General features: G+C 72.5%; 17 protein-coding genes. 9 read left to right on the top strand and 8 right to left on the bottom strand.

Going from position 1 to position 16530, the window contains the following annotated elements; translation table 11 throughout:
• Nucleotides 1-32 precede the first annotated feature (32 nt).
• The 5 genes from AA23TX_RS00950 (at nt 33) to AA23TX_RS00930 (ending at nt 5025) form a co-directional block, all read left to right on the top strand.
• Nucleotides 33-872, top strand: coding sequence for an ABC transporter ATP-binding protein (locus AA23TX_RS00950; RefSeq protein WP_155540712.1), 840 nt, complete (start codon nt 33-35; stop codon nt 870-872).
• Complete coding sequence (locus AA23TX_RS00945) at nt 869-1678, top strand: ABC transporter permease (RefSeq protein ID WP_155540711.1); 810 nt, start codon at nt 869-871, stop codon at nt 1676-1678. The genes AA23TX_RS00950 and AA23TX_RS00945 overlap by 4 nt, the downstream gene beginning before the upstream one ends.
• A complete protein-coding gene (locus AA23TX_RS00940) occupies nt 1675-2832 on the top strand; it encodes a sensor histidine kinase (protein ID WP_155544169.1) in 1158 nt (385 codons plus the stop codon). The genes AA23TX_RS00945 and AA23TX_RS00940 overlap by 4 nt, the downstream gene beginning before the upstream one ends.
• The gene (locus tag AA23TX_RS00935; RefSeq protein WP_155540710.1) at nt 2829-3449 is read left to right on the top strand and encodes a response regulator transcription factor; all 621 of its coding nucleotides are present in this window, start codon (nt 2829-2831) and stop codon (nt 3447-3449) included. Before AA23TX_RS00940 ends, AA23TX_RS00935 begins: the two co-directional genes overlap by 4 nt.
• A gap of 235 nt (nt 3450-3684) precedes the next feature.
• Nucleotides 3685-5025 (top strand): serine hydrolase domain-containing protein, encoded by a 1341-nt coding sequence (locus AA23TX_RS00930; protein WP_155540709.1) that lies wholly within the window; start codon nt 3685-3687, stop codon nt 5023-5025.
• A gap of 45 nt (nt 5026-5070) precedes the next feature.
• On the opposite strand, the gene AA23TX_RS00925 is transcribed toward AA23TX_RS00930, so the two are convergent.
• Nucleotides 5071-5388, bottom strand: a complete 318-nt coding sequence (locus tag AA23TX_RS00925) for a hypothetical protein (protein ID WP_155540708.1) — start codon at nt 5386-5388, stop codon at nt 5071-5073.
• Between the two features lie 187 nt (nt 5389-5575).
• Between AA23TX_RS00925 and serC the strand changes: the two genes are divergently transcribed.
• Nucleotides 5576-6700 (top strand): phosphoserine transaminase, encoded by a 1125-nt coding sequence (gene serC / locus AA23TX_RS00920; protein ID WP_155540707.1) that lies wholly within the window; start codon nt 5576-5578, stop codon nt 6698-6700.
• Here the strand turns inward: serC and AA23TX_RS00915 are convergent.
• The 6 genes from AA23TX_RS00915 to AA23TX_RS00890 all read right to left on the bottom strand — a co-directional run bounded on the left by AA23TX_RS00915 (nt 6693) and on the right by AA23TX_RS00890 (nt 13175).
• A complete protein-coding gene (locus AA23TX_RS00915) occupies nt 6693-7910 on the bottom strand; it encodes a glycosyltransferase 87 family protein (protein WP_230862292.1) in 1218 nt (405 codons plus the stop codon). The two genes, serC and AA23TX_RS00915, sit on opposite strands and share 8 nt — an antisense overlap.
• Nucleotides 7911-7958: 48 nt before the next feature.
• Entirely contained in the window at nt 7959-9476 is a 1518-nt protein-coding gene (locus AA23TX_RS00910; RefSeq protein ID WP_230862291.1) for an amidohydrolase family protein, read from the bottom strand.
• Between the two features lie 162 nt (nt 9477-9638).
• Entirely contained in the window at nt 9639-10844 is a 1206-nt protein-coding gene (locus tag AA23TX_RS00905; RefSeq protein WP_155540705.1) for an ABC transporter permease, read from the bottom strand.
• Nucleotides 10841-11527, bottom strand: a complete 687-nt coding sequence (locus AA23TX_RS00900) for an ABC transporter ATP-binding protein (protein WP_155540704.1) — start codon at nt 11525-11527, stop codon at nt 10841-10843. Before AA23TX_RS00900 ends, AA23TX_RS00905 begins: the two co-directional genes overlap by 4 nt.
• Nucleotides 11524-12618: a peptidoglycan-binding protein gene (locus tag AA23TX_RS00895; RefSeq protein ID WP_196425134.1), complete on the bottom strand. Its 1095-nt coding sequence runs from the start codon at nt 12616-12618 to the stop codon at nt 11524-11526. Before AA23TX_RS00895 ends, AA23TX_RS00900 begins: the two co-directional genes overlap by 4 nt.
• A gap of 11 nt (nt 12619-12629) precedes the next feature.
• The gene (locus AA23TX_RS00890) at nt 12630-13175 is read right to left on the bottom strand and encodes a hypothetical protein (RefSeq protein ID WP_155540703.1); all 546 of its coding nucleotides are present in this window, start codon (nt 13173-13175) and stop codon (nt 12630-12632) included.
• Between the two features lie 112 nt (nt 13176-13287).
• Between AA23TX_RS00890 and AA23TX_RS00885 the strand changes: the two genes are divergently transcribed.
• The 3 genes from AA23TX_RS00885 to sepH all read left to right on the top strand — a co-directional run bounded on the left by AA23TX_RS00885 (nt 13288) and on the right by sepH (nt 16127).
• Nucleotides 13288-13950 (top strand): response regulator transcription factor, encoded by a 663-nt coding sequence (locus AA23TX_RS00885; RefSeq protein WP_155540702.1) that lies wholly within the window; start codon nt 13288-13290, stop codon nt 13948-13950.
• Nucleotides 13947-15092, top strand: coding sequence for a sensor histidine kinase (locus tag AA23TX_RS00880; protein ID WP_155540701.1), 1146 nt, complete (start codon nt 13947-13949; stop codon nt 15090-15092). Before AA23TX_RS00885 ends, AA23TX_RS00880 begins: the two co-directional genes overlap by 4 nt.
• A 189-nt stretch (nt 15093-15281) precedes the next feature.
• Nucleotides 15282-16127 (top strand): septation protein SepH, encoded by an 846-nt coding sequence (sepH, locus tag AA23TX_RS00875; RefSeq protein ID WP_155540700.1) that lies wholly within the window; start codon nt 15282-15284, stop codon nt 16125-16127.
• A 15-nt stretch (nt 16128-16142) separates the two neighbouring features.
• Here sepH and AA23TX_RS00870 read toward each other — a convergent pair whose 3' ends face one another.
• Complete coding sequence (locus AA23TX_RS00870; protein ID WP_155540699.1) at nt 16143-16496, bottom strand: MmcQ/YjbR family DNA-binding protein; 354 nt, start codon at nt 16494-16496, stop codon at nt 16143-16145.
• Nucleotides 16497-16530 lie beyond the last annotated feature (34 nt).

Below are 16530 nucleotides of genomic sequence, written 5' to 3'. Positions count from 1 at the left end.
GCCCTCCGCCGCGAGCGAGCAGACTTCTCCCCATGACCACAGCAGTGAGCGTGCGCGGCCTGCGCAAGCAGTACCCCGGTCACCTCGCGGTGGCCGGGATCGACCTGGACATCGCCCGCGGCGAGGTCTTCTCCCTGCTCGGCCCGAACGGCGCCGGCAAGACCACCACCGTCGAGATCCTCGAAGGCCACCGGCAGCGGACCGCCGGCGAGATCAGCGTCCTCGGCGAGGACCCGGGCAAGGCCGGGCGCGCCTGGCGCGCACGCATCGGGATCGTCCTGCAGACCGCCAACGACGCCGCCGAGCTGAGCGTCGCCGAAACCGTGCGGCACTTCGCGAAGTACTACCCCGACCCGCGCGACCCCGACGAGGTCATCGAGAAGGTCGGGCTCACCGAGAAGGCCAAGGCGCGGGTCAAGTCGCTCTCCGGCGGGCAACGGCGCCGCGTCGACGTCGCGCTCGGCATCATCGGACGGCCCGAGCTGCTCTTCCTCGACGAGCCGACCACCGGCTTCGACCCCGAGGCGCGCCGGCAGTTCTGGAAGCTGATCAGCGACCTCGCCGCCGAGGGCACGACCATCCTGCTGACCACCCACTACCTCGACGAGGCCGAAGCGCTCGCCGACCGCGTCGCGGTGATCGCGCGCGGCGAGATCGTCGCGCAGGACACGCCGCAGAACCTGGGTGGCCGGGCCGCCGCCGAGGCCACCGTGCGGTGGACCGACGAGCGCGGTGAGCACGTCGAGCGCACGTCGTACCCGACCAAGCTCGTCACCGAGCTCTCTGCTGGGGGTAGAGAGCTCGCCGGGCTGACCGTCACGCGGCCGAGCCTGGAGGACATCTACCTGGACCTGATCGGAGACAAGGCATGACCACGCTCGCTCTCCCGGGCCCGCTGTCGCTCGGGCTCGCCCGAGGCGGCACGGAGCTGCGGCAATTCTTCCGGCACAAGGAGCAGGTGGTCTTCACCTTCTCCCTGCCCGCGGTCCTGATGATCCTGCTCGGGTCCATCCTGGACGGTCCGACCGCGCTCGCCGGCGTCACGTCCGGTCAGCTGCTCGCGGCCGGGATGATCGGCTCCGGCATCGTGTCGACGTCGTTCAACAGCATCGCGACCGGCGTCTCGGCCGACCGGGAAACCGGTGCGCTCAAACGGCTTCGCGGCACGCCGATGCCGTCGTCGTCCTACTTCATCGGCAAGATGGTGCTGGTCGCGGTGTCCAGCCTGGCGCAAACCGTGCTGATGGTCGCGGTGGCCGTGCTGCTGTTCGGGCTGAAGCTGCCCACCGAGGGCGGCAAGTGGCTGACGCTGCTCTGGGTGTTCGCACTGGGGATCGTCTCGTGCACGCTGCTCGGGATCGCGCTCAGCTCGCTCGCGAAGTCCACCACGGGCGCGGTCGCCGTCGTGCAGATGCTGTACTTGGTGCTGCAGTTCATCTCCGGCGTGTTCGTCACACCGATCACGAACCTGCCGAAGATCATGGTGGACATCGCGTCGTTCTTCCCGTTGAAGTGGATCTGCCAGGGCTTCCGGTCGGTGTTCCTGCCGGACGGCGCGGTCGGAATGGAGATGGCTGGGTCATGGGAACTCCCGCGGGTGGCGCTGGTGCTGGGGATCTGGTGCGTGGTGGGCGCGGTGCTGGCGCGGCTGAGCTTCCGGTGGACCGACACGAAGTGAAGGACGCCTGGGACCGGTTCAACTGGCTCTGGGAGATCCTCTTCGCGGTCGCTTACCTGGCCACGACGACGCTGGTGCTGCTGGACGAAGCCGATCCGGTCCGCACGGTCGTCGCGGTCGGGGCGCTGACGGCCTTGGCGCTGATCTACCTGCTGTGGGGGCGGCGCATCGTCCGGTCCGATCGGCAGACCGCGGAGCAGTGGGCGTTCGCGGTGCTGGTGGTCCTGCTGGTCGCGGTCGCGGTGTTCGCCAACGCGACGTCCAGCTTCATCCTGTTCATGGTGTGCCCGCTGCTGTTCTCGACGCTCGAGTTCCGGCCGGCCGCGGTGCTCACCACGCTGGTGATCGTGCTGAGCCCGCTGTCGTCGATCGCCGCCGACGGGCTGCGGGGGCCGGCGCTGCACATCCTGCTGCCGATGACCGCGATCCTCGTCGTGTTCGGGATCCTGTCCGGCAAGTTCATCCTGCACGTCATCGAGGAGAGCCGGGCGCGGGCGGACCTCATCGACCGGCTCGAGGCGAGCCAGGCCGAGGTCGCCCGGCTCTCCCGCGAGGCGGGCACGGCGGCCGAGCGCGAACGGCTCGCGCGCGAAATCCACGACACGCTGGCCCAGGGCTTCACCAGCATCGTCACCCTCGCCGAGGCCATCGAGTCCGAACTGGACAGCGACCCGGCGGCCGCGCGGCGGCACGTCGAGCTGGCCGCCCGCACCGCGCGGGAGAACCTCGCCGAGGCCCGCACGATGGTCGCCGCGCTGGCGCCGGCGGACCTCGCGTCCGGGTCCCTCGTGGACGCCGTCCGCCGCCAGGCCGACCGGCTCGCCGACGAGACGGGCGTGTCGGTCGAGTACGAAGTGGACGGTGCGCTGCCCGCGATCGGCATGGCCGGCGAAGTGGTCCTGCTGCGGGGCGCGCAGGAGGCGTTGAACAACGTCCGGAGGCACGCGGCGGCGTCGTCGGTGTCGGTCCGATTGTCCGTTGTGGACGATGCGGTGCGGCTGTCCGTCCGGGACGACGGCGCCGGCTTCGACCCCGAGGGCGTCAACGGGTTCGGCCTGCGCGGCATGCGGTCCCGCGCCGAGCAGGTGGGTGGCAGACTGAGCGTCCGAAGTGGCCCGCGCGGCACCGAACTCACCTTGGAGGTGCCGGCTTGATCCGCATCATGCTCGTCGACGACCACCCCGTAGTCCGCGAAGGCCTCCGGGGGATGCTCGAAGCCGAACCCGATCTGACGGTGGTCGGCGAAGCGGGCTCGGGCGACGAAGCCGTCGCGCTCGACCGCGTCGCGTTGCCGGACGTCGTCTTGATGGACCTGCGGATGCCGGGTCTGGACGGCGTCGGCGCGACGAAGCGGATCCTGCGCGAGCAGCCGGGCCGCCGGATCGTGGTGCTGACGACGTACGAGACGGACGCCGACATCCTGCGCGCGGTCGAGGCGGGGGCGTCGGGTTACCTGCTGAAGGACGCGTCGCGCACGGAGCTGGCGAACGCGATCCGCGCGGCGTCGCGCGGGGAGACGGTGCTGGCGCCGTCGGTGGCCGGGAAGCTGGTCAACCGGGTGCGCAACCCGGAACCGCAGTCGTTGTCGGCCCGCGAGGTGGAGGTGCTGCGCCTGGTCGCGAAGGGCGGCACGAACGCCGACATCGGCCGCGCGCTCCACATCAGCGAGGCAACGGTCAAAACGCACCTGCTGCGAGTGTTCGGCAAGCTCGGCGTATCGGACCGCACGGCCGCAGTAACAACGGCAATGTCCCGAAACCTCCTCACCTGACCCGTGATCCAGCGGGCATCACGCGTGTCCCGAGGGGCATCACCCGTGATTGAGCGGGCATCAAGCGTGATCCCAGGGGCATCAGCCGCGATGCCCCTCCAGACACACGTGATGCCCCTCCAATCACGCGTGATGCCTCTCCGGACACGCCTGATGCCTCTCGACGCACGCCGGGGCGTGTGAGGTCTGGCGAAGAGTCCTGCTGCGCCGGCCGTGGCGCGGCAGAATGCCCCTCATGCTTGAGTCGACCGAACACGCCCTGCTCCGCCGGATCGCCCACGAGCAGGCTGCCTGCCGTGCTCCTTCGCTCGTCGCCGCCGTCGTGCGGGACGGGGAGATCGTCTGGTCCGGGAGCCGCGGGCGCGTCGGCGACCGGCCGCCCGGCACCGACACCCAGTACCGGCTGGGCTCGATCACCAAGACCCTCGTCGCCACCGCCGTCATGCGGCTGCGCGACGAAGGCCTGCTCGACCTCAACGACCCGCTCGAACAGCACGTCCCCGGCACGCCCTTCGGTGCCGCCACCGTCGCGCAGCTGCTGTCGCACACCTCCGGCCTGACCTCGGAATCGCCCGGCCTGTGGTGGGAGCGGACCCCCGGCGCCGACTGGGACGCGCTCGCCGGGAGCCTCGCCGAGGGCGCGACCAAGCACCGGCCGGGCGCGCGGTTCCACTACTCGAACGTCGGCTACGGCGTGCTCGGCGAGCTCATCTCGCGCCACCGGGGCAAGGGCTGGCTGTCCGTGCTCGACGAGGAGATCCTCGGCCCGCTCGGGATGACCCGCACCACCCCGCACCCGGTCGGCGCGCACGCCGAGGGCTTCGCCGTGCACCCCTTCGCCGACGTCCTCCTGCCGGAGCCGAGCCCCGACGCCGGCGCGATGGCCCCGGCCGGGCAGCTGTGGTCCACCGCCACCGACCTCGCCCGCTGGACGGCGTTCCTCGGCGGCCACGACGGCGGCGTCCTCGCCCCGGAGACCATCGAGCAGATGCGGACCATGGTCACCGTCGACGACACCGACGTCTGGACGACCGGGTTCGGCCTCGGCCTGATGCTCGTGCGCTACCAGGGCCGCCGGCTGGCCGGGCACACCGGCTCGATGCCCGGCTTCCTCGCCGTCACGCTGGTCGACCCGGCCGCGCAGACCGGCGCGCTCGTGCTCACGAACTCGACGTCCGGCGTCGGCATCACCCAGCTCTGCCTCGACCTGATCACGATGACCGACGAGCGGGAGCCGCGCCTGCCCGCCGAGTGGCAGCCGTCGGCCGTCGACCCCGCGCTGCTCGCCCTGACCGGGCTCTGGCACTGGGGCCCGACGCCGTACCACCTGCGCATCCAGGGTGACGGGCTGCTCCTGCTGGCCCCGGCCGAAGGAGCCGGGCGCAGCTCGCGCTTCCGCGCCACCGGTCGTGACACCTACGTCGGGCTCGACGGCTACTACGCCGGCGAGACGCTCGTGGTGGGCCGCGACGCCGACGGCGTCGCCACGCACCTCGACCTCGCGACGTTCATCTTCACGCGCACGCCGTACGACCCGGCCGCGCCGGTGCCGGGCGGCGTCGACGGCTGGCGCTGACTCCCGGGCCCCGCTCACACCCCCAGGGTGGTGGTGAGCGGGGCCCTAGGCCAGCGCGGCGGTACCGGCCGAGAAGGCGACGGCGGCCGCGAACCGCGTGGCGATGCGCTTGCCTTCGCCCCAGTCGAAGACCCCGAACTTGAGGTTCGTCATGATCGTGAGCGTCGAGCCTCCGGAGGCCGGCACCACCGTCGCGGTGATCTCCTGGCCCCAGCTGAGCAGGCTCATCCCGGTCCGGAAGGACACGAACCCGCGCTGCGGGTCGTAGAACGGGCCCTGCCCGCCGATCGCCGCGACTCCGGCGGGGAGCGCGTTCCACAACGCCTCGGGCGGCGCCGGGAAGCTCTGCTGCACGGTCTTCATGACCGGCAGCCAACCAGCGGTGACCACGTCCGGGAACCGTGTTTTTACCCCCACGGCCCGCCGCGAGAAGCCGCCGGACGGCCGAGCCGCCTAGAGTCGGAGACGGCGTCCCGGCGCCCGGGTCCCACATACCGGACACTGGCGAACCGCTATCACCAGCCGCATCCCGACCTGAGAGACTGGCCACATGACCGACGCTGAGTTGACCATCCCCGCAGACCTCAAGCCGGCCGACGGCCGCTTCGGCTGCGGACCGTCGAAGGTCCGCGCCGAGCAGCTGAGCGCCCTGGCGGAGTCCGGCTCCACCTACCTCGGCACGTCGCACCGGCAGAAGCCGGTCAAGTCCCTGGTCGGGCGCGTCCGGGCCGGCCTGTCCGAGCTGTTCTCCCTGCCCGAGGGCTACGAGGTGATCCTCGGCAACGGCGGCACCACGGCGTTCTGGGACGCGGCCGCGTTCGGCCTGGTCCGCGAGCGCTCGCAGCACTTCACCTACGGCGAGTTCTCCTCGAAGTTCGCCAGCGTCACCAAGGGCGCCCCGTTCCTGGCCGACCCGATCGTCGTCAAGGCCGACGCGGGCAGCGCGCCGGACATCGCCTACGAAGCCGGCGCGGACCTGGTCGGCTGGGCGCACAACGAGACGTCGACCGGTGTCGCCGTCCCGGTCCGCCGCCCCGAGGGCTCCGGCGACGCGCTCGTCGCGATCGACGCCACCTCCGGCGCCGGCGGTCTCCCGGTCAAGGCCGAGGACTTCGACGTCTACTACTTCGCGCCGCAGAAGTCCTTCGCCGCGGACGGCGGCCTGTGGATCGCGCTGGCCTCGCCGGCCGCGGTCGAGCGCATCGGCGAGATCGGCGGCGGCGACCGCTGGATCCCGGAGTTCCTGTCGCTGACCACCGCGCTGGACAACTCCCGCAAGGACCAGACGTACAACACCCCGGCCGTCGCGACTCTGTTCCTCCTCGCCGAGCAGATCGAGTGGATGAACGGCCAGGGCGGCCTCGAGTGGACGACCGCGCGCACGAAGGACTCGTCGTCGCGGCTGTACGAGTGGGCCGAGAAGACGAGCTACACCACGCCGTTCGTGAAGGACCCGGAGCTGCGCTCGCAGGTCGTCGGCACGGTGGACTTCGCCGACGAGGTCGACGCCGCCGCGGTGGCGAAGGTGCTGCGCGCCAACGGGATCGTCGACACCGAGCCGTACCGCAAGCTGGGCCGCAACCAGCTGCGCGTCGGCCTGTTCCCGGCCATCGACCCGGACGACGTCACCAAGCTGACGCAGAGCATCGAGTACGTGGTCGAGCGCCTCAGCTGACCTGAGGTTCCTTCGAGGGGACCTTCGCCGCTTCGGTGGCGGAGGTCCCCTTTTCCGCGCTCAGGCGGCGGGCGCCGAACGCGGCCAGGACCAGCAGCGCGAGGCCGAACAGCTCGTAGGACTCCGTCGCCAGCCACCAGCCCGCCGACGGCGCCGGGCGCGGGGCGAACCACATCGGGCCGACGATGAACAGCGCCAGCCCGGCCACGACGACCGCGGCCGCCGTCCACCGGATCGCCCGGCCGAAGCGCCACGCGTACCACCCGGCGAGGACGAGGATCGGCACGCACCACGTCCAGTGGTGGGTCCACGAGATCGGCGACACGAGCAGGCCGCCGAGCGCACAGGCAGTCAGCCCGAGCACCGGTTCGGCGCGCGCGACGATCACCGCGACCAGGGCGATCACCACCAGCGCGGCCAGCACCCAGGCGAACTCCGGCCAGCCCGCGCGCACGGTCAGACCGTGCAGCGACTGGTTGCCGACGTAGTCGACCCCGCCGATGCGGCCCGCGTCGAAGACGAGCTTCGTCCAGTAGGTGAAGGACGCCGACGGCCGGATCAGCCACAGCAGCGCCCCCGCCGCGACGAATCCGGCGACCACGCGCGCGGCCGAGCGGAAGTCGCGGCGGACCAGGAAGTAGACGACGAAGACGGCCGGCGTCAGCTTGATCGCCGCGGCCACGCCGATGAGCAGGCCCTTCGTCCGCCGGCGGTCGCCGGGGAGCAGGACGTCGAGGACGACCAGGACCATGAGCAGCGCGTTGATCTGGCCGAAGCCGAGCGTCGAACGGACCGGCTCGAGCAGGGCCCCGGCGAGCTGCGCGCCGATCGCGACCAGGGCGGCGACCGCCCGGCCGTTGACCTTGGTGGCGTCGGTGAGCGAGCCGTTGAGCGTCGCGACGTAGAGGTAGGCGACGACGCCGGTCGCGACGATCGACGCGATGCTGACCAGCTTCATCGTGACGGCGAAGGGCAGCAGCGTGCCGGGCCAGAACGCGGCCGCGGCGAACGGCGTGTAGGTGAACGGCAGCAGGATCTGGTGCGTGGTCGGCACCCAGGCGTCGTACGGCGAGCCCTGCTCGGCCAGCGCCTTCGCCCCGCCGAGGTAGACCTCCAGGTCCAGGCCGTCGAACCGCTTGAGGACGAGCACGAGCACAACGGCGACGACTTCGAGCGCCGCGAGCGCCCACGCCAGCTTCCGCCCAGTCAACGCGCCCCCTCGAACCCAGGTCTTCGACCGGCCGAGATTACCGGGCGCTCAGCAGCAGCTGTGCACCGGCAACCGCGTTGACCTGGCGTTCGCGCCCGCACCGGCCGCCGCTTCGACGCCGGCCAGCATCCGGTCGAGCGCCGCGCGGTCGTACACGCGCCCCGCCGCGACCACCGTGTCGATCCGGCGGACCGCGCGGATGTCGGCCAGCGGGTTCGCGTCGAGGAGCACCAGGTCGGCCACCTTGCCCGGCGTGATCGTGCCCGCCGTCGCGCCGCGGCCGACGAACGCCGCCGCGTCGCGCGTCGCCACCTGCAGCGCCCGGTGGGGCGACAACCCCGCGTCGACCAGGTGAGCCAGCTCGTCGTGCAGGCTGAAGCCGGGGAAGACGTACGGGTTCAGGCAGTCCGTGCCGGCGAGGAGGCCGATACCCGCCCGGTGCGCCGCGCCGACCAGCTCCACCTGCGCGCGGAAGTAGGCGTCCTGCTGCGTGATCTCCGCCGGCGTGACCGGCGTCCGGGTCTGCAGCTGCGCGGCCCAGGTGTCCCGCACCGCCCCGGGCACGTACTTCAGCCGCCGGTCGTGCGCGAACGCGTCCGCGGGCGAGCACATCACCTTGTTCACGACCAGCGTCGGGGTCAGCCGGGTGCCGTCGCGGACGAGCCCGCCGAAGAACTCCCGGGCCCGCCATGGGCTGTACGTCAGCGTCGCCCGCCGGTCCAGGTCGCGGGCCATGGCGAAGAACGAGCGCGGGTTCGCCGGGTCGAACGGCGTCGCGGCGAGCGTCGCGAGGATCTCGTCGCGGTGCGCCGACGTGTACGCGGGGACGCCGAAGAGGTGCTCGAAGCTGCTCTGCCCGGCCTCGCTCGCCGCCGGTTGCGGGACCCGGTACGGCCAGTGCCCGGCGAACGGCAGCCCGGCGCGGCGGCACTCGGCGGCGACCCCGGCGAACGCCTCCGCGCCCAGGTACGAGTACACCTTCACGAAGTCCGCGCCCTCGGCCTCCGCGGTCCGGACGGCCGCGCGGCCCTGGGCGGCCGTCGTCACCTGCGTCACGGGTGGCCCGAGCATGGACACCGGGCCGTCGACGATCGAGCTGCCCATGACGACCCGGGGGCCGGCCAGCTCGCCGCGGACGATCTTGTCGCGCGCCGCGCGGTTTTCGGCGTAGCCCCACATCTCGCGGATCCCGGTGACACCGTTGGCCAGGTACAGCGGCGGGAAGATCGTCTCGTAGTCGAGGCCGTGCGTGTGCAGGTCCCAGAGCCCGGGCACCAGGTACCGGCCGCGGCCGTCGACGACCCGGACGCCGGCGTGCGGCGGGAGGTGCGCGGCGGGACCGGCCCAGGCGATCCGGTCGCCGACCAGCACCACCGCCGCGTCCGGGAGGGGTGGGGCGTCGGTGCCGTCGACGACGGTGGCCCCGAGCACGACGACGACGTCCGAGCCGGCCGCGGCGGCCTCCTGGGCGAACGAGGCGGGCGCGATCCCCGCGGCGGCGAGTCCCGCACCGGCGACCGCCAGCCACCGGAGGAAGTCACGCCGGTTCGCCTCGACCCGCTCCACGGCCGCCCCCTTCGCTCGGGTTCGCCGCTCATTCAACTCGCCGGACGGCGGCCGCGGATCTCCGAGCGTGCGCATTTCCCACTGCGCACGCTCGGAGGTAGCACCGGCGGCAGTCTCCCGTGAAAACGCCGCGGAGAGGACGCTTTCACGGGAGAAACCCCGTCAGGCCAGCGCCTGCGTCGGCGCCAGCCGGGCCGCGCGCACCGCCGGGTAGGCCCCCGCGATCGCGCCCACCAGCGCCGCGACCCCGACTCCGCCGGCCAGCGTCGCCCACGGCAGCACCGCCGGCCAGCCCTGGCTCAGCGCGTAACCCGCCGTCACCAGCACCCCGGCCAGCACCCCCGCGAGCCCGCCGAGCCCCGACAACAGCACCGACTCGGCCAGGAACTGCCCGCGGATCTGGCGTTTCGTCGCCCCGAGCGCGCGGCGCAGGCCGATCTCGCGCCGTCTTTCCAGCACCGAGATGACCATCGTGTTGGCCACCCCGACCCCGCCGACCAGCAGCGCGACCCCGCCGAGTCCCAGGAACAGCGCGCTGTAGGTCGTGTCGGTCAGCTTCTGCGCGGCCAGCGCGTCCGACGGACGGCGCACCTCGACCTCGTTCGGCGCCTGGGGGTTCAGCGTCGCGCCCAGCACCGACCGCACACCGTCCACTTGGGACTCTTCCGCGCGGACGTACACAGTGGACGGATGGCCGTCGAACCCGAGCAGCCGCTTCGCGACGTCCCAGCCGACCAGCACCGACCGTTCGACCTCCGGCGCCAGCGGCATCGGCGAGAGGATCCCGACCACCGTGAACCACTGCGCACCGATCAGCACCTGCGGCGGCCGCGCCGGGTCGACGTGGTCGATCCCGAGCCGGGCCGCGGCCTGTGAACCCAGCACTGTGACGGGGTAGTCCTGGTTCTTGGCGCCCAGGAATTCACCGGTCCGGACCTTGCCGCCGAGCACGCCCAGCAGGTCCGGCTTGGCGGCGTACACGGCGAGCCCGGACGTCTCGTCCGGCGCGATCTTGTCGCTGCGCCGCACGCTCGCCGACGTGTTCCCGGTCCCGCTGGCCGCCTGCACCGGCCCGATCCGCTTGGCCATCGGGACGGCGTCGTCGGGCAGGACGGCGTCCTGCCCGAACAGCGTCTGCCCCGGTCCGGCGGTGAGCAGGTTCGTGCCGAGCGCGGCCAGCCGGTCGTGCAGGGCCTGCGCGCCGGACGCCGGGATGGCCAGCACCGCGACCATCGCGGCGACGCCGATCGCGATGCCCAGCGCGGAAAGCACCGCGCGCACCGGCCGCGTCCGCATGCCGTGGGCACCGAGCGCGACGACGTCCGGCGGCTTGAGCCGGGCCGGTTCCGGCAGCGTCACGAGGGTCATCGCGCCCCCACCAGCCCGGTGTCCAGCCGCAGGTGCCCGTCGAGCAGCTCGATCCGGCGCGGTATGCCCGCGGCGATCTCCCGGTCGTGGGTGATCACGACGATCGTGGTGCCACCGCTGGACAACTCGCCGAGCAGCGCGAGCACGGACGCGCCGGTGCCGGTGTCGAGGTTGCCGGTCGGTTCGTCGGCCAGCAGGATCGACGGCTCGTTGACGACCGCCCGCGCGATCGCGACGCGCTGGCGTTCCCCGCCGGAGAGCTCCCCCGGCCGGTGCCACGCCCGGTGCCCCAGCTTGACGCGGTCGAGCGCGGCCAGTGCCCGTTCGCGGCGCCGCCGCCGCGGCACCCCGGCGTAGAGCAGGCCGGTGCACACGTTGTCCACCGCGCTCATCCCTTCGTCGAGGAAGAACTGCTGGAACACGAACCCGATCCAGCGCGACCGCAGCGCCGAGACCTTGCGGTCCGGGAGCGCGGCGACGTCGTGGCCGTGCAGCTCGATCCGTCCCGCCGACGGCCGGTCGAGCGTGCCCATCAGGTGCAGCAGCGTGGACTTGCCGGACCCGGACGGCCCCACGATCGCCACCATCTCGCCGTCTTCGAGCGAGAGCGAGACGCCGTCGAGCGCGGCGACCCCGCCGGGGTAGGTGCGCGTGACCTCGTGGACGCGCAGCACGGGCGTCACGACGTCGTCACCACCCGCATGCCCGCGGCCAGCCCGGTTCCGGTGACCTCCACCTTGCCGCCGCTGAACAGTCCGGTTTGGACGGCCACGAGCCGGCGCTGCCCGTTCTCGTCGACCTCGACCGCGTAGCCGCCTTCGGCGAGCGCGAGCAGCGCGCCGACCGGCACCGCGAGCACGCCCTGGTGGACGTCCTTGGTGAACCGGACGGTCGCCGGCGCCGAGTCGAGCGTGCCGCCCGCAGCGGGGTCGTCGAGCCGGACGGTCACGGTGATCTTGGGCTTGCCGTCGTCCTGCCCCGCCGCGTCCTTGCCCTCGACCGCGGACTTCCCGACGTCGGTGATCGTGCCCTGCGTCGTCTTCCCGTTGATCGTCACGGACGCCTTCGCGCCCTGCCGCGCGAGATCCTGCTTCGCCGCGTCGAGCTTGACCTGCACCGAACGGACGGTGCCGGTCGTCTTGAGCACCTCGCCCTGGGCCGGCGCACCGGGCTTGGCCGCGAGCGCCGACACGCGGACCTCGCCCGCCGCGAGCACGACGTCGCCCTGGCCGAACGCGCCGGTCTGCTCCAGCCCCAGCGACTTCTGCCACTTCTTCAGCGCGGCCGCCGTCGCCGACGTGAACTTCTTGTCCGGGGTGCCGAACCCGCCGAAGCCGCACGCCTTGAGGTTCTCCTCCAGCTGCTTGACGTCGGCGCCGTCGTCCGCGCCGGCGGCGAGGTCGCGGTAGAACGGCAGCGTGCCGTAGAACAGCGGCACCGGCTTCGCGTCCACCCCGTACACCGGTTTGCACCGGGTGATCGTGGCCCCGGCGGCCGGCAGCGACGTGATCGTGCCGGGCTTGCGGCCCTGGACGCTCTCCTCGTCGCCATAGCCGAGGGTGCCGTCGGCTTCCTCTTCTTCGCTGAGGTCGGTCTTGACGACCTCGGCGGTCTCGACCGACGGCGGCGGCGTCTCCTTGCCGGGTGTCGCGCTCGACACCTGGGTCAGGACCACGACCGAGCTGGTGCCGAGGACCACGACGAGGACCGCGCCGGCGATGAACCAGCGCGTCCGGCCACGGCGGCGCGGTTTGAGGTGGGTCACTTCGCTCACGTCCTGCACGGTCACTTGCCCGCCTCGGCACGGCTGCTGGAGGCGAAGCCGAGCCCGCACGCCTTCGCGGCGGCTTCGAACTTCTTCGGGTCGTCGCCCAGCCCACCGGCCCGCGTCATGCCCTTGCCGCTCGGGTCGGGGTCCGGCATGTCGATGCCGTGCTCGCGCATGCACTTGGCGTCCTTGCGCATCTTGTCGAGCTCCTCGGCGCTCGGCGGCTTCATCTCGCCACCGTTCGGCATGAGGCTCTTGCAGGCCTTCTGCGCGGCTTCGATCTTCGACGCGTCGGCGCCGTCACCGCCCAGGGTGATCGCCATGCCGCCGCCGTCACCAGCCGGCTTGGGGTCGGGCATGTCGACGCCGTGCTCGCGCATGCACTTGGCGAAGTCGCGCATCTTGTCTTCGTCGCTCTTGCCGCTGGTGTCGGCGGCGGTGGGCCCGCCCGACTTCGGCGGGGTCGAAATCGACGCGACCTTGTCGCCGTCGTCCCCCTTGGCGCCGCAGCCCCCGAGCAGCAAGGCCGCCCCGAGCGCCGCGACGACGATCCGTGTCCGCATGGCTCGCTCCTCTCGTTCCGGATGGGTGCCAGGTCTACGGATCGGGGGATTCGGGCGCGCTAAGCGACGTCGCTTATGCGGTCCTTATGGCCCTCCTGCGCAGACTGGGCGGGTGCGCGTGCTGGTGGTGGAGGACGAACGGCTGCTGGCCGACTCCGTGGCGGAGGGGCTGCGGCGGTTTTCGATGGCCGTCGACGTCTGCTACGACGGCGAGCAGGCCCTGGAGCGGGTCGGCGTGCACGGCTACGACGTCGTGGTCCTCGACCGCGACCTGCCCAAGGTGCACGGCGACGCCGTGTGCGCCGCCGTCGTCGAGGCGGGCGGCGAGGCGCGGGTGCTGATGCTGACCGCGGCCGCCGACGTCACCGACCGCGTCGCGGGCTTGGGCCTCGGCGCCGACGACTACCTGACCAAGCCGTTCGCCTTCGCCGAGCTGGTCGCCCGGGTGCAGGCGCTCTCGCGGCGCGCGCGGCCCGCGTTGCCGCCGGTGCTGGAGCGCGACGGCGTCGTGCTCGACCTGCCCCGCCACCAGGCCGCCCGCGACGGCCGGTTCCTGCTGCTCTCGCCGAAGGAGTTCGCCGTGCTCGAGGTGCTCATGCGGGCGGAGGGCGCGGTGGTCAGCGCCGAGGAGCTGCTCGAAAAGGCGTGGGACGAGCACGCCGACCCGTTCACGAACGCGGTGCGCGTCGCGGTGATGACGTTGCGCCGGAAGCTGGGCGACCCGCCGGTGATCGAGACCGTGCCCGGCGCCGGCTACCGGTTCGGCACGCCGTGAACGCCCTTTCCGTCCGGACGAAGCTCACGGCCTGGTACGGCGGGCTGTTCCTGCTCGCCGGGCTGGTCCTGGTCGTCATCAACTACTTGCTGGTGCAGAGCCGGCTGCCGGACCCGGCCCGGATGGCCTTGACGACGGTCGGCTCGGCGGACCTGACCTACGGCGTCCCCGCGCAGACCGTGCCGGCGTCCGGCGTCGCGGTGCGCCTGCTCAGCGGCTCGCTCGACGAGTACCGCTCCTCGACGCTGTCCACGCTCGTCGTCGGCTCGGCGATCGCGCTGGTGTCGACGGCGGCGCTGGCCGTCCTCTTCGGCTGGCTGATGGCCGGCCGCGCGCTGCGGCCGCTGCACGACATCACATCGGCGGCGCGGCGGCTCGAAGCGGGCAAGCTCGACCGGCGGATCAACCTGGAGGGGCCGCCCGACGAGCTGAAGGAGCTGGCGGACACGTTCGACGGCATGCTCGACCGGCTCGCGGAGTCGTTCGACAGCCAGAAGCGGTTCGTCGCGAACGCGTCCCACGAGCTGCGGACGCCCCTGGCGGTGCAGCGGACGCTGGTCGAGGTGGCGATGGCCGCCCCCGAGGTGCCGCCGGAGCTGCGGAAGCTCGGTACGCACCTGCTGCACACGAACGAGCGCAGCGAACGGATGATCGAGGGCCTGCTGGTCCTGGCCCGCACCGACCGCGGGCTCACCTCGCGGACCCCGGTCCACCTCGACGAAGTGGTGGCGGCGGTGGTCCGGGCGACCTCGGCGCAGGCGGCCGCGGCGGGGGTGAAGGTCGAGACGCGGCTGCGGCCCCGCGTGGTCGCGGGCGACCCGGTACTGCTCGAGCGGCTGGCGACGAACCTGCTGGTCAACGCGATCACGTACAACGCGTCGGGCGGCTGGGTGTACGTCGAGGTCCGCGGCGATCCGGCGCTGGAGGTCCGGAACTCGGGGCCGGTGGTGCCGCCGGAAGCCGTGCCGACGTTGTTCGAGCCGTTCCGCCGGGTCGGTTCGGAGCGGACCGGCGACACGCGGAACGCGGGGCTCGGGTTGTCGATCGTGCGCTCGGTGGCCCAGGCCCACGGCGGGTACGCGGAGGCCCAGCCCGGCCGCCGGGGCGGTCTCACGGTGACGGTCCGCCTGCCGCCGTCGTGATCCACTCGATCGTGACTGACCGTGTCCGGCGTGTCACCCGGACGCCGCCGACCAGGGTGATCCATGATGCGGACGTCGCAAAGTGAACAGTGGGCAGTTCTGCACGGACTCGGCGCGCCTCGCACGTCAAGCCGACGCGCCGTTCTAACGTGGGCACCCACAACGGTGAAGCATCGGGGAAGGCGAACAATGCGCACGCTTCGGGTAGTCGGGTTGCACGAGGACGGTAAGTCCATCGTGTGCGAAGACTCGTCGAGCGGAACGCGTTTCCTCCTCCCGGCCGATGAGAGACTGCGCGCGGCGGCGCGGGGAGACATCACCCGCCTCGGCCAGATCGAAATCGAGTTGGAGAGCCAGATGCGGCCACGCGAGATCCAGGCGCGAATCCGCGCCGGCGAGTCAGTCGAGCAGGTCGCGGGCGGCGCCGGCATTTCGGTGCAGCGCGTCGAGCGCTACGCCTACCCCGTCCTGCTCGAGCGGTCCCGGACCGCCGAGCTCGCGCAGAGCGCCCACCCGGTCCGCGAGGACGGCCCCGACGTCCAGACGCTCGGCGAGGTCGTCGCGTACGGCTTCGGCGTCCGCGGGCACGACTACTCGCAGGCCACCTGGGACTCCTGGAAGGGCGACGACGGCCGCTGGGTCGTCGTGCTGCGGTGGAAGGCCGGACGGTCGGACAACCGCGCGCACTGGGCGTTCGCGCCCGGGGCGCACGGCGGCACGGTCGTGGCGCTCGACGAGAACGCCGAGGTCCTGCTCGACCCGAACGCCTACCGCGCGCCCCGCACGGTCCGCGCCCTCGACCCGGCCCGCGACGCGGAGTTCCAGCCGACGCTGGACTCGGTGCCCCCGCAGGACCACGCCGAGCTGCCGGCCGCCGAGCCGGACCCGGACGACGACACCCGCGAGATCCCCCGCGTCCCGGCCGATCCCGAAGAGGATCACGCCGACCAGCCGCGGCCGAAGGCCAAGAAGAACCACCCGATCGTGCCGTCCTGGGAGGACGTGCTGCTCGGGGTCCGCTCCCAGCGCGGCTGAGTCCTACTCCAGGTCCTACTCCAGCCGCGCGACGAGCGTCTTCGGCGCCACCTGCCGGTAGGCCTCGCGCACGATCCCGTCGATCTCGGCCCAGTCGACGTCGACGTCCAGCCGCACGCCCAGCCAGCCGCGGTGCCCGACGTACGCCGGCCGGAAGAACCGCTCGGGCTCGGTGCGCACCAGCTCCTCCTGCGCCCCGGGCGGCGCCGGGCACCAGAAGGCGAGCCTGCCGTCGCCGTGGTGGTCGTCGGCGAACATGACGAACGACTTCTTGCCGCGGACGAACCACGCGGGCGAGCCGTGGCTGAGCCGCTCGGTCGCCTCGGGCAGGGCCAGGCACAACTTCCGCAACGCGTCGAGCTGCCGCATGCCGCCAGGTTACGATGTCACGCTGAGGGAGGGA

Source organism: Amycolatopsis camponoti (assembly GCF_902497555.1).
Lineage (GTDB): Bacteria > Actinomycetota > Actinomycetes > Mycobacteriales > Pseudonocardiaceae > Amycolatopsis > Amycolatopsis camponoti.
This window is presented reverse-complemented; position numbering and strand designations above follow the sequence as displayed.